General features: G+C 68.7%; 12 protein-coding genes and 1 tRNA gene. 5 read left to right on the top strand and 8 right to left on the bottom strand.

Annotated features, from left to right (window positions below; genetic code table 11):
* Nucleotides 1–15 precede the first annotated feature (15 nt).
* From LVJ59_RS03995 to LVJ59_RS03980, 4 genes are all read right to left on the bottom strand, one after another.
* Nucleotides 16–246, bottom strand: coding sequence for a hypothetical protein (locus LVJ59_RS03995; RefSeq protein WP_232762076.1), 231 nt, complete (start codon nucleotides 244–246; stop codon nucleotides 16–18).
* Between the two features lie 46 nt (nucleotides 247–292).
* The gene (locus tag LVJ59_RS03990; protein ID WP_232762075.1) at nucleotides 293–922 is read right to left on the bottom strand and encodes a VanZ family protein; all 630 of its coding nucleotides are present in this window, start codon (nucleotides 920–922) and stop codon (nucleotides 293–295) included.
* A gap of 208 nt (nucleotides 923–1,130) precedes the next feature.
* A tRNA-Arg gene (locus LVJ59_RS03985) sits at nucleotides 1,131–1,203 on the bottom strand.
* Between the two features lie 16 nt (nucleotides 1,204–1,219).
* Complete coding sequence (locus tag LVJ59_RS03980; protein ID WP_232762074.1) at nucleotides 1,220–2,035, bottom strand: SGNH/GDSL hydrolase family protein; 816 nt, start codon at nucleotides 2,033–2,035, stop codon at nucleotides 1,220–1,222.
* 92 nt (nucleotides 2,036–2,127) lie between these two features.
* On the opposite strand from LVJ59_RS03980, the gene argS reads away from it, so the two are divergent.
* Nucleotides 2,128–3,792 (top strand): arginine--tRNA ligase, encoded by a 1,665-nt coding sequence (gene argS / locus LVJ59_RS03975; protein ID WP_232762073.1) that lies wholly within the window; start codon nucleotides 2,128–2,130, stop codon nucleotides 3,790–3,792.
* A 10-nt stretch (nucleotides 3,793–3,802) separates the two neighbouring features.
* Nucleotides 3,803–4,648: a DUF2993 domain-containing protein gene (locus LVJ59_RS03970; RefSeq protein WP_232762072.1), complete on the top strand. Its 846-nt coding sequence runs from the start codon at nucleotides 3,803–3,805 to the stop codon at nucleotides 4,646–4,648.
* 11 nt (nucleotides 4,649–4,659) lie between these two features.
* On the opposite strand, the gene LVJ59_RS03965 is transcribed toward LVJ59_RS03970, so the two are convergent.
* The 4 genes from LVJ59_RS03965 to LVJ59_RS03950 all read right to left on the bottom strand — a co-directional run bounded on the left by LVJ59_RS03965 (nucleotide 4,660) and on the right by LVJ59_RS03950 (nucleotide 7,995).
* A complete protein-coding gene (locus LVJ59_RS03965; protein ID WP_232762071.1) occupies nucleotides 4,660–5,412 on the bottom strand; it encodes an alpha/beta fold hydrolase in 753 nt (250 codons plus the stop codon).
* Nucleotides 5,409–5,993, bottom strand: coding sequence for a TetR/AcrR family transcriptional regulator (locus LVJ59_RS03960; RefSeq protein ID WP_232762070.1), 585 nt, complete (start codon nucleotides 5,991–5,993; stop codon nucleotides 5,409–5,411). The genes LVJ59_RS03965 and LVJ59_RS03960 overlap by 4 nt, the downstream gene beginning before the upstream one ends.
* Nucleotides 5,971–6,873, bottom strand: a complete 903-nt coding sequence (locus LVJ59_RS03955; RefSeq protein WP_232762069.1) for an alpha/beta fold hydrolase — start codon at nucleotides 6,871–6,873, stop codon at nucleotides 5,971–5,973. Before LVJ59_RS03955 ends, LVJ59_RS03960 begins: the two co-directional genes overlap by 23 nt.
* Before the next feature lie 78 nt (nucleotides 6,874–6,951).
* Nucleotides 6,952–7,995: a YihY/virulence factor BrkB family protein gene (locus LVJ59_RS03950; RefSeq protein WP_232762068.1), complete on the bottom strand. Its 1,044-nt coding sequence runs from the start codon at nucleotides 7,993–7,995 to the stop codon at nucleotides 6,952–6,954.
* Nucleotides 7,996–8,144: 149 nt separating this feature from the next.
* Here LVJ59_RS03950 and lysA point away from each other — a divergent pair, with 149 nt between their 5' ends.
* From lysA to thrB, 3 genes are read left to right on the top strand one after another with little or no spacing between them, the layout of a single operon-like run.
* A complete protein-coding gene (gene lysA, locus LVJ59_RS03945) occupies nucleotides 8,145–9,563 on the top strand; it encodes a diaminopimelate decarboxylase (protein WP_232762067.1) in 1,419 nt (472 codons plus the stop codon).
* 21 nt (nucleotides 9,564–9,584) lie between these two features.
* Nucleotides 9,585–10,889 carry a homoserine dehydrogenase gene (locus LVJ59_RS03940; protein ID WP_232762066.1) on the top strand — a complete coding sequence of 435 codons (1,305 nt, stop codon included), beginning with the start codon at nucleotides 9,585–9,587 and terminating at the stop codon, nucleotides 10,887–10,889.
* A gap of 2 nt (nucleotides 10,890–10,891) precedes the next feature.
* Complete coding sequence (gene thrB / locus LVJ59_RS03935; protein WP_372491365.1) at nucleotides 10,892–11,854, top strand: homoserine kinase; 963 nt, start codon at nucleotides 10,892–10,894, stop codon at nucleotides 11,852–11,854.
* The last annotated feature ends 2 nt before the right edge of the window (nucleotides 11,855–11,856 follow it).

The raw sequence follows: 11,856 nt of genomic DNA, 5'->3' as shown, positions 1-11,856 counted from the left end.
TCCCGACCTCGCTTGCTATGAGCCCGAGTTCTTCTCGGATGGCGCCTGCGCGCGCAACCGTTCGTGTCGGAGCCGAGACGCGTTTCCGAGACATGCTGCGCCCGTGAGTCCGACACCAACGACCGTCCACCACAGCGTCGGAGCAGCGATTCCGGAGAGGATCAGGATGGCGACGAACGTCGAGTACGCGGCGCAGAACACTCCGAGGCCCGTCGCCCCTCGCTCGCCGCCGCGTGAAGTGCCCATCGCTCCACCCTCGCACGATGAGGAGGGTTGTCCAAGGGGGGGGGGATCACGTCATACGTGATCGTGACGGGGTCGCGGTCGACCGAGTAGTGCTTCTCGCCCCAGCCTCGACGTGAGCAGGCCGCTGCCGTGGCGGCCATCGAAAGCGGTCAAAGAATGTGGCGACCCTGCTCGAGCGCGTGAGGAGGCTGAAGAGGCCGTAGCCGATCATGCCGCCCAGGACATTCGTCATCCAGTCGTTGATGTCTGCGAGGTGACCACCCATGGCGAGTCGAGCGATAGCCATCTGGGCCAGCTCGATCGCGAGGCTCGCACCGGCAACGATTGCCAGCACGTTCCACCACCTCGGACGCGTGGACAACAGTGGAATGAGTCCTCCGAGCGGAATGAACACCACGATGTTGATGAGCGCGTCCTCGAGCCCGTAGTCCACGAAGGGTACGAGGTAGAGCGGCAACGGGCGCGGTCCGTCATAGAACCCCGTTCCGATGCGCAGGAAGATCGGGAATACCGTGTTGGCGAGCACTCCTCCCGCGTAGATCGCGAGAGCACCGGCGACCGATGCGCGGGCGAACGTGACGCGACCGCGAGAGCGAAGGACGCGGATCAGCACGAGGAAGGTCACGATCCCCAGCGGAACGACTATCGGGAGCATGGGGATCTCGATGAACTTCATTGGCTGCTTCCGGTGAGAGGCGTGATCTGGAGTGGGAGCACCCGATTCCGCCACTGCGTCTTGCTCGCGCAGGCGACGACGAGGCCGGAGTTCAGGCATCGCGCACCGATGCATCCCCAACGAGAAGAGCCGCCTGAAACCAGGCGGCTTTTCTCGTACTTGGGGGTTACGCGTACGTATTCACATATTATCCGCGTACAACCCGATGTGCCCCCGACAGGAGTCGAACCTGCGACCTACGGTACCGGAAACCGGCGCTCTATCCACTGAGCTACGGAGGCGTACCGATCGACAATATCACTCGTCGGGGGTCGTCTCCGACCCACCCGCCTCGGTGACCGGCGCGGCGCGCATCTCGTCGAGGGCGGCAGCGACCTTTTCGGCCAGGTAGCGGTGTCCTTCGGTCGAAGGATGATTGCGTCCCAGATCGACATCGATCACGTCGAGATAGTTCTGCGCGGTGATCCAGCCCTGGGCGATGGGGGAGATGTACCACCAGCCCCGTGCCGCGGCGAGCTCACCCAGATCCGTGTCGATGCGAGCGGTGGTCGTGCCCACGGGGAGTTCGTGCGGTGCCGGGCCGAGCACGACGATCGCGGCCTCCGGATACTTCGCAGCCATCGCGTCCCAGGCTGCCGCGACGGCCTCGCGGTAACCGGCGACGCCCTGCTTCCGGTCGTTGATGGATCCCTGCATGATCACGAGGTCGGGGGAGAGGGCGGGGTCGAGTGCGGCGATGCGCTCGCCGAAGGCCGGGCCGTCGAGACCGGGCTTGAGGTACCCGCTCCCTCGGACGCCGTTCACGATCGTCTGGCCGTCGATCAGGCTCGCCAGGACGTAGGCGTAGCCGAGGGTCGGTACCGTCGCCGCAGAGCCGTAGGTCCAGGAGTCACCGAAGACCAGGACGGTCGGGTGCGCGGGCAGGGTGAGGGGAGCAGGGGCGAGTGCCTCGGACGCGGCGTCGGCACCCTCGATCGCGGCGCCCATCGGTGCCGCCGCGGGAAGGGGGATCCACGGTCGCCATACTCCGAGAACGCCGGCAGTCACGGCGAGGAGGAGGGCGATGGCCACTCCTGCGCGGTGCAGTCGACGGCGCGGGACGGTGGCCTTCATGGGACGAGAGTAGATCACCACGAGCGGATTGCGAATTCCGCACGTCCCGTGCCGTCGGATGCCGACGTGGCGCCCCGTAAACTGAGAAGGCTATGAACCCCGAATCGCTCGCCGCCGCCGTCCTCGCCGTCCTCGCACCCATCGCCGAGGAACGACGCCCCGGCGAGCCTCTGGAACTCACCGCCGCCGACATCGTGCTGGAGCGTCCGCGCAACCGCGACCACGGCGACTGGGCAACGAACATCGCCATGCGCCTGGCCAAGCCCTTCGGCACGAACCCGCGGGAGCTCGCCCAGCAGATCGCCGACGGTCTCGGTGGGGTCGAGGGGATCGCGAGCGCCGAGGTCGCCGGTCCGGGCTTCATCAACATCCGGCTCGATGCGGCCGCCGCCGGTGCCCTGGCGAAGGTCATCGTCGACGCGGGCTCCGCCTACGGCACGAACACGTCGCAGGAAGGCGTCAGCGTCAACGTGGAGTTCGTCTCTGCGAACCCGACGGGGCCGTTGCACATCGCACACACGCGGTGGGCCGCTCTCGGCGACTCGATCGTCCGCCTCCTCCTCGCGAGCGGCGCGGACGCCGTCCGGGAGTACTACATCAACGATGCCGGCGCGCAGATGGAGCGTTTCGCCCTTTCGGTTCTCGCTGCGGCGAAGGGCGAGCCCACCCCCGAGGGCGGCTATCCAGGGGAGTACATCACGACGCTCGCCGGTCGTGTTCTCGAAGCGCGTCCGGATCTGCTCCAGCTGCCCGACGACGAGCAGTCGGAGGTGGCGCTTGAGCTCGCCTACGAGTTCCAGCTCGCCGAGATCCGGTCCTCCCTCGGCCGCTTCAACGTGCCCTTCGACGTGTGGTTCTCCGAGCGCACGCTGCACGCGAAGGACGCATCGGGGTCGAGCCTGATCGATCAGGCCGTCGACCGTCTGCGCGAGCAGGGTCACGTCTTCGACGAAGACGGTGCGGTCTGGGTGCGCACCACCGACTTCGGCGACGACAAGGACCGTGTCATCCGCCGTTCGAACGGCGAGTACACCTACTTCGCCGCCGATGCCGCCTACTACCTGAACAAGGGAGACCGCGGGTTCCAGAACAAGATCTACCTTCTCGGCGCCGACCACCACGGTTACGTGCACCGGCTCAAGGCCGTCGCGGGAGCGGCGGGTGAGGATCCGGAGAAGAACGTCGAGGTGCTGATCGGACAGATGGTGTCGATCAACGGCGCCCGCCTCAGCAAGCGCGCCGGCAACATCATCGAGATGGACGACCTGCTCGATTGGCTCGGCACCGACGCGCTCCGGTATTCCCTGGAGCGCTCGCCTGCGGACTCCCCGCTCGATCTCGATCCCGAGCTGCTGCAGAAGCGCACCAATGACAACCCGGTGTTCTACGTGCAGTATGCCCACGCCCGGACCCACAACGTCGCCCGCAACGCCGCCGACTCCGGCGTCGACCGCTCCGAGTTCGCCCCGGAGACCCTCACGCACGAATCCGAGGCCGCCCTTCTCGGAGCTCTGCAGGAGTTCCCGCGCATCGTTGCGTTCGCCGCCCAGGTGCGTGAGCCCCACCGTGTCGCGCGGTACCTCGAGGAGCTCGCGGGGCTGTACCACCGCTGGTACGACAACTGCCGTGTCATCCCTCAGGGCGATGACCCGGTCGAGACGGTCCACCGCACGCGCCTGTGGCTGAACGATGCCGCCGGTCAGGTGTTCCGCAACGGCCTCGACCTCCTCGGGGTCAGCGCCCCCGAGCGCATGTGATGGTCGCGTCATGAGCGACGACAACCACACCCTCCCGTATCCGGAGGCCGGTGCTGAGCATCCGACGCTCGTGATCCCCGGTTCTTCGCCTGAGCAGTCACCCGAGGGCGCGAACCGGAGACGTCGCTGGCCCTGGGTGCTGCTGGTCGTGGTGATCGTTCTGGCAGCGCTCGTCGTCGCCGCCGAGTTCGTGGCGCGCGCCGTACTGCCGGGCATCGTGCGGTCGATCGTCGTGGAGCAGCTCGATCTGCCCGCCGATCAGCAGCTCGATGTCGAGACGCAGGGCCTGGTGCTTCCGCAACTCATTGGCGGAAACCTGGAGTCCCTGCGTCTGTCGACCGATTCGGTCACCCTCGAAGGCATCACGGGTGCGGCGGAGGTCATGGCGACCGACGTCCCGCTGCGCGGCGGTGAGCTCGGCGGCGCCTCCGGGACGATCCGCGTCGATCAGGGGCAGTTCACCTCACTGCTCGCCGGCACAGACCTTCCCATCGAATCCGTCGAGCTCGAGGCTCCGAACGCCACCGTGAGCGGATCGATCACCGTGTTCGGCGCGTCCGTGCCGCTCTCCTTGACCGTCACCCCCGGAGTCGTCGACGGCGACCTCGAACTCACACCCGTGGCCGCCAGCATCGGCGGGCTCGACATCGACCTCGATCAGATCGGTTCGACGCTCGGCTCGCTCGGTCAGGAGGTCACGAAACCGCAGCGGGTGTGCATCGCCGATCAACTCCCCGCCGGACTCACCCTCACCGGGCTCGAGATCGTCGATGGCGCGGCGGTGATCGACGTCGACGTCGATGGGGCGATCGTCACGGACACGTCGTTGCAGGACAAGGGCGTCTGCCCGAGCTGACGGGAGCGTCGCTAGGGGCGTTCGGCAGTGTCGGCGAGCCACTCCTCGATCCGCTGTGCCAGCCAGGCCGGACGTTGCAGCGGTATGCCGTGGCCGCATCCGTCCACGACCTCGAGCGTGCTCTGTGGGAGGGCCGCGTCGAGTGCGGCGGCAGAGCGTTTCATGAGTGCTTTCTCCGCGGCGCCGACCAGGATCAACGCGTCGCCGGGAAAGGCACCCCACGCCGTGGGGGGAACGAACCGGAGATTCTCTTCGACCGAGCGCAGGAGGGTCTCTCGGGATATGCCTGCGGAGGTCCGGATGTACTCGGGGAGGAGTTCATCGGGGATGTACAGCTGACGCGCCTGCAGCTTCGCGAACCACCTCTGCCGCGCGAGCCCCGACAGGGCGCCGAGCACCGCGAGCGTCGCGGCGGTGCCTCGCATCGGCGTGGCCTGCGCGCTGATGACGACCACGCGATCCACGAGGTCGGGCCGTTCCGCGGCGAGTCGGACGGCCAGTTGCGCGCCGAGTGAGAACCCGACGACCGTCGCAGAACCTCCCTCCTCCTCGAGGAGCTGCGCGAGTGCGGCGGTGGTCTCTGCGTGCGACACATACGGATCGGCGGCGTTGCGGCCGTGGCCCGGGAGATCCGGAACGAGGAGGCGATGCTCCGCGGTGAGGTGGGAACGCAGCGGATCCCACATCCATCCGGCCACGCCCCCGCCGTGGAGGAGCAGCACCGGGCCGTCGTGGGCCGGAGCGGAGGATTCCCGTTGCATCATCGCTCCGTTTCGAAGGTCGCGGCCATCCGGCCGATGGTGTCGATCGTGTCCTCCAGCAGGGACCGATCGAGCGGACCGAGCAGACGCGCCGCAGAGAGGAGCCCGATCGTCGTGCTCGACAGGGCCAGGGCGAGCGAGCGGGGATCGACGTCGGCGATGATGAGGTGGCGATCCTGCAGTTCCCGGAACCACTCGACCACTCGGTGATGGCGTGTCCGGTAGCGATCGTCGGTCACCTCCATCACGTGGGAGCCGAGCACGCCCCGGTCATCCAGGAAGGCCGCAGTCATCAGCGGATCATCCAGCAGCGCTCGCGCAGTCGCCCGGCAGGCATCGCCGAGACGAGGGTGGTCTCCCAGCTCGCGGCGGACGCGATCGGCCATGCGCGTGTTCCCTCGCAGCAGCAGGGCATCGAGGACGTCGCGTTTGCCGGCGAACTCCAGATACACGGCGCCCTTGCCGATGCCTGCACGTGCGGCGACGGACGCGACACTCATGTGGTCGAAGCCCTGAGCGAGCACGAGCTCTTCTGCGGCATCGAGGATGCGTTCTCTCCGGTCAGGGACGCGCGGTCGCGGCATCGTCGCTCCTTCGCAGGTGTTCGATCATCGCGGGGATCACGAGATCGGGCCGGTCGCGCTGGACCCAGTGTCCGGCTTCGGGGACCGTGAGCAGGGCTGCATCCGGCAGCAGCTCAGAGGCCTTCTCGATGCGTGCGAGCGGAACGCCCGAGTCCCGGGTTCCGTGCACGAGCAGCGTCGGGGTGCGGATCGACGGCAGTCGTTCCGTGTAGACCGTGCGCAACCGATTCCACTGCACTTGGTCGCGCTGCCACTGACCGAAGGTCGCCAAGCCTGTTCCGTTCGCCGCTTCGACGGCCACGGCGTCCACGAGTTCCGGTGTGCGCGCACGCGGATCGCGGACCAGGTCGCGCAGACCGCGCTCCATCGCCGAGGCGTTGCGCGCGTACGAGCGGGTCATCGCAGCCAGCAGGCCCGAGCGCAGAAGGAGGAAGGAGGCCAGATGGGTCACCCGACCGAGCGGGCCGTCGGCGAGGCGGGGCATCACTCCGTAGCATCCGAGGAGGACAGCGGTGCGCGCCCCGGCGGGGCGGTCGAGCAGATGCCCGATCGTCATCCCGCCGCCGAGGGAGAGGCCGGCGATCGCGTAGTCGCTCAGCTCGAGGGAGTCGACGAGCTCGCCGACGTGGCGGACGAGGTTCTCCTGCGTGAGGGTCCACGCGGCGCTTGGGCTCTGTCCGAAGCCGGGATGATCGGGGGCGAAGACGCGGTGTCCGGCGTCGGCGAGGGCGGAGCCGACCTCGCCCCAGGAGAGAGCGGCACTGTCGGCGCCTCCACCGTGCAACAGCAGCACCGGCCGCCCGGACTCCGTCGGCGGCCGCCACTCCAGCGCGGAGACCGTGGCGTGGGGGAGGTCGATCCGCCGTCGTCGAGCGTGCATGGCTTCCTCTCGTTGTGACCATTATAGGCATAACGGTCACAACGAAGGGTGTGGTGACGTAACGGGGTTGCGGTGACGCTAGGAAGACGTGTCCGCTGCTGCCTCCTGCGCGGCCCGCAGCTCCGCCGTCGCGATCCGCACGTCGACCTCGGCCCGCTGCAGACGCCGCTGAGGGAAGGTGGTCGCGGCATAACGTGCGTGCACGCGGTCCGAGGCCTCTTCCTCGGCCGTGACGATGTATGCGCAGGCGAACAGCATCACCTGTGCGGAGAAGTTCAACCAGATGAGCAGCGCGAGCAGGGTCGCGAAGGAGGCGAGGAGCGGGTTGCTCGTCGCGCCGCCCACGAACAGGCCGGACAGTTCCTGCAGGACCAGAAGGCCGAGGGCGCCGAGTAGTGCGCCGGGCCACAGGGAGCGCGCGGCCGGGCGCACTCCCGAGAGCAGGCGGAAGACGCCGATGATGAGTGCCGTGTCGAGGGCGAACACGACCAGGAGTGAGAGCAGACGCACGCCCCACGTCACCGCGGGGGAATCGGACGGGAGGCCCAGGAGCTCGGCGATCCACGTCACGCCGAGCTGACCGACGAACGTTAGTCCTGCCGAGACGACGAACGCCAGACCGATGCCGAGCGCGAGAGCGAGATTGCGCAGGATGACCCAGATCCACAGGATGTCGTCCTGCAGGGTGCCGGCGAGGACCCGCACCGCCGTGCGCAATGAGCCGATGGCACCCAGCGCGGCACCCACGAGTGCGATCAGGGAGATGATGCCGGCGATGGAGAAGGATGCGGGTGCCCTGAGGGCGTCCGGATCGATCACCCCCTCCTCTCCGATCAGTCCCGGCACGGCCGCCTCGACGGCATCGATGATCGCCTGCAACGCTGCCGGATTCCCCGCGAGCCAGAGCGCGGCGATCGAGAAGCCGAGCAATACGCCGGCGAAGACGCTGAACAACGCGCGGTAGGTGACGCTGTCGGCGAGCATCGGCCCGCGTCGCTCGGTGTACAGCAATGCCGCGCGCACCGGGCGCCGTGCCAGAGCCCATGCGATGAGCGGGCCCGTGATGCGCGCGACCAGTCCGGGGCGCGCGGGGGAGTCTGTCGGTGTTTCGGTGTTCGCCACGTCCCCACCCTAGGAGGCGTGAACTGCTCATCACAGGGGGCTTGACGTCGAGCGTCACTCTGACCAGGGTGGCGGGGCCGGTGCCCTAGAATCGGGACAACCTCGATGTGCGCCCGCTCGCCCGAGATCCTTCCCACGATTGGTGATCAGTGCTTCCCCCTGCCGATTCGCTCGCTCCGGAATGGCTCGTCGTCCCCGACGACGCGAACGATCTCGCCGACGGCGTCTGGCCCGAGTCCGCCGCGCGCGACGACGACGGCGCGCTCCTCATCGCCGGCGTCAGCGCCCCCTCGCTCACCCGTACTTACGGCTCGCCGCTGCTGGTCCTGGACGAGGATGAGGTGCGGGGTCGTGCTCGACGATTCCGTGTCGCGTTCGATCGTGCAGCGGCCGAGAACGGGACGACGGCGCAGGTCTACTACGCCGGCAAGGCGTTCCTGTGCACGACCGTGGCGCGCTGGGTGGTCGACGAGGGGCTCCGCATCGACGTCTGCACCGGAGGGGAGCTCGCGGTCGCGCTCGCTGCCGGTGTCGCCCCGGCGTCCCTCGGTTTCCACGGCAACAACAAGTCGGTCGCCGAGCTGGAGCGTGCCGTCGAGGTCGGAGTCGGCACGATCATCGTGGACAGCGCGATCGAGATCGAGCGGCTCGCGGCCATCACCGCCCGCACCGGCGCCACACAGCGCGTCCTGGTGCGTGTGATCAGCGGTGTGCACGCCGAGACCCACGACTTCCTCGCCACGGCCCACGAGGATCAGAAGTTCGGCTTCCCGCTGCCGGACGCCGAGCACGCCGTCTCCCGGATCCGGGAGACGCCCGGGCTGGTGTTCGCGGGCCTGCACTGCCACATCGGTTCACAGATCTTCGGCGTCGCAGGATTCCGCGAGTCGGCGTCGCGCGTGCTCGACCTGCATGCCACCCTGCTCCAGGACGGCCCGGTGCCGCAGCTCAACCTCGGCGGCGGCTTCGGCATCGCCTACACGCGCGTGGACGACCCGACGCCGATCGAGGACCTCGCCGGTGAGATCGTCGACGCGGTGGCGGAGGGGTGTGCCGCGCGCGGAATCCCGATGCCTGCCCTGTCGTTCGAACCCGGCCGTGCGATCGTCGGTACCGCAGGCGTCACCATCTATGAGGTCGGCACCACCAAGGACGTGACGGTGGAGTCGGGTGCCGTGCGCCGCTACGTCAGCGTCGATGGCGGAATGAGCGACAACGCGCGCCCCGCTCTGTACGGCGCGCAATTCTCCGCACGCCTTGCTTCGCGCGTCGGTGCGGGCGAGCCCCGCCTCAGCCGCGTCGTGGGCAAGCACTGCGAATCGGGCGACATCGTGGTCGATCACGAGTATCTGCCCGACGATCTCGTGCCCGGAGACCTCTTGGCGGTACCGGCGACCGGCGCGTACTGCGTCTCGTTGGCAAGCAACTACAACCACGTTCCGCGTCCACCGGTCGTCGCCGTGCGCGAAGGCCGGTCGACGGTCATCGTCCGTGGCGAGACCCTCGACGATGTGCTGGCCCGTGACACGGGCATCGACGGGGCGCCGGCCGCCGATCGAGACAAATGACCCACCTCCGAAGGAGTAACCATGACTGACTACCGACGACTTCGTGTGGCACTGCTGGGTGCGGGAGCGGTCGGCTCCCAGGTCGCGGCGCTCCTGCTGCGCCACGGTGACGAGCTGGCCGACCGGGCGGGCGCCGAACTGGAGCTCGCCGGCATCGCGGTGCGCGATGTGAACGCGCCCCGCGACGTCGATCTCCCCGCAGAGCTCTTCACCACCGATGCGGAATCGCTGGTCCTCGGCGCGGACATCGTGATCGAACTCATCGGCGGCATCGAGCCGGCCCGCAGCACCATCCTGCAGGCGATCGGCGCCGGTGCGGACGTGGTCACGGCCAACAAGGCGCTGCTGGCGACCCACGGCCCCGAGCTGTTCGAAGCGGCCGACCGCGTCGGTGCCTCCGTGTACTACGAAGCCGCGGCTGCGGGTGCGATCCCGATCATCCGCCCCCTGCGCGACTCGCTGGCGGGCGACCGGGTGGTGCGCATCATGGGCATCGTGAACGGCACCACGAACTACATCCTCGATCGGATGGACAGCGAGGGTGCGGACTTCGCCGATGTGCTCGCCGACGCGCAGCGCCTCGGGTACGCCGAGGCCGACCCGACCGCCGATGTCGAGGGCTATGACGCCGCGCAGAAGGCCGCGATCCTCGCGAGCCTCGCCTTCCACACCGCGGTGCCGCTCGATGCCGTGTACCGCGAGGGGATCACGTCGATCACTCCGTCGATGATCGAGGAGGCGCGCGCAGCGGGCTTCGTGATCAAACTCCTCGCCGTGTGCGAGCGGATCGAGGCGAACGGTGCCGAGTCGATCTCGGTGCGCGTGTACCCGGCGCTGGTCCCGAACTCCCACCCCCTCGCTTCGGTGCACGGTGCCAACAACGCCGTGTTCGTCGAGGCGGAGGCCGCCGGATCCCTGATGTTCTACGGTGCGGGTGCCGGTGGCGTCCAGACCGCGTCGGCCGTGCTCGGAGACGTGGTCTCGGCGGCCCGTCGCCACATCGCCGGCGGCGTCGGCGTGGGCGAATCGACTCGCGCGAATCTTCCGGTCGTCCCGATCGGACACGTCACCACGCGCTACCAGATCACGCTCGAGGTCTCGGATGCGCCCGGAGTGCTCGCCACGGTCGCGGGCATCCTCAGCGACGGAGGAGTCTCCGTCGCGACCGTCGTGCAGACCGTCGAAGGCGAGGACGAGCCGACCGCACGGTTGATCATCGGAACCCACCGTGCGACCGAGCAGGCACTCAGCGCCACCGTCGACGCCCTCGCCGACAGCACCGTCGTGGCGCGGGTCGTGTCGGTGCTCCGCGTGGAAGGCGAGTGACGGTGGCGACAGCGCTGCCCCCGGTCGACGGGGCATCCGTCGAGGGGCGCACCGTCGAGGTGCGGGTGCCCGCGACCAGTGCGAACCTCGGTCCGGGATTCGACACGCTCGGCCTGGCCCTCAGCATCTACGACACGCTCCAGGTCACCGCGCTGCCGGCGGGTGAACTCGACATCGAGGTCACCGGTTCCGGTGCGGCCGAGATTCCGCGCGACGCCTCGAACCTCATCGTCCGTACGATCGCATACGTCTTCGCGGACGCGGGCCGACCGGTGCCCGGACTGCGCATCGTCGCCGAGAACGGCGTGCCGCACGGCCGTGGTCTCGGATCCTCCGGGGCTGCCGTCGCCGCGGGGGTGCTCGCGGCGAAGGGGCTCCTCGCGGGCGACGTCGAGATCGGCGACACCGATCTGCTGCGCCTGGCCACCGAGATCGAGGGCCACCCCGACAACGTCGCTCCTGCGCTCTTCGGCGGATTGACGATCGCCTGGATGGGAGAGCACGGTCCGCAGCACAAGAAGCTGCTCGTGCACCGCGGTGTCTCGCCGCTCGTCCTCGTCCCGGCCTACACGATGTCCACCTCGCAGGCGCGATCGCTGCAGCCGCCCCATGTGTCCACAGCGGATGCGGTGTTCAACGTCTCCCGCTCGGCGCTGTTGATCGCCGCCCTCATGCAGAGCCCGGAACTGCTCCTCGATGCGACTGCCGATCGGCTCCATCAGGACTACCGGGCCGGGGCCATGCCGGAGACCCAGCGGCTCGTGCAGGCGCTGCGCAAGGCGGGCTTCGCGGCGGTCGTCTCCGGTGCCGGGCCGAGCGTTCTCGTCCTCGCGGACGGACCGGGGAGTCGTCAAGACGCGGTGGAGCTGGCCGACCAGGTCACCGACACCCCGTGGGAGGCGCTCCTGCTCGCAGTCGACGTTCGTGGTGGTACAGTGGGGACTCGAGCGGAGGGCTCCACGTAACG

This window comes from Microbacterium sp. KKR3/1 (assembly GCF_021272365.1).
Classification (GTDB): Bacteria; Actinomycetota; Actinomycetes; order Actinomycetales; family Microbacteriaceae; genus Microbacterium; species Microbacterium aurugineum.
Note: the sequence above shows the minus strand (reverse complement) of the source record. Positions and strands in the feature narration are given on the sequence as shown.

Excerpts from the sequence above, each read along its gene's own strand:
- LVJ59_RS03995 (WP_232762076.1), bottom strand. The coding sequence starts at position 246 with ATGGGCACTTCACGCGGCGGCGAGCGAGGGGCGACGGGCCTCGGAGTG.
- LVJ59_RS03990 (WP_232762075.1), bottom strand. The coding sequence starts at position 922 with ATGAAGTTCATCGAGATCCCCATGCTCCCGATAGTCGTTCCGCTGGGG.
- LVJ59_RS03980 (WP_232762074.1), bottom strand. The coding sequence starts at position 2,035 with ATGAAGGCCACCGTCCCGCGCCGTCGACTGCACCGCGCAGGAGTGGCC.
- argS (WP_232762073.1), top strand. The coding sequence starts at position 2,128 with ATGAACCCCGAATCGCTCGCCGCCGCCGTCCTCGCCGTCCTCGCACCC.
- LVJ59_RS03970 (WP_232762072.1), top strand. The coding sequence starts at position 3,803 with ATGAGCGACGACAACCACACCCTCCCGTATCCGGAGGCCGGTGCTGAG.
- LVJ59_RS03965 (WP_232762071.1), bottom strand. The coding sequence starts at position 5,412 with ATGATGCAACGGGAATCCTCCGCTCCGGCCCACGACGGCCCGGTGCTG.
- LVJ59_RS03960 (WP_232762070.1), bottom strand. The coding sequence starts at position 5,993 with ATGCCGCGACCGCGCGTCCCTGACCGGAGAGAACGCATCCTCGATGCC.
- LVJ59_RS03955 (WP_232762069.1), bottom strand. The coding sequence starts at position 6,873 with ATGCACGCTCGACGACGGCGGATCGACCTCCCCCACGCCACGGTCTCC.
- LVJ59_RS03940 (WP_232762066.1), top strand. The coding sequence starts at position 9,585 with ATGACTGACTACCGACGACTTCGTGTGGCACTGCTGGGTGCGGGAGCG.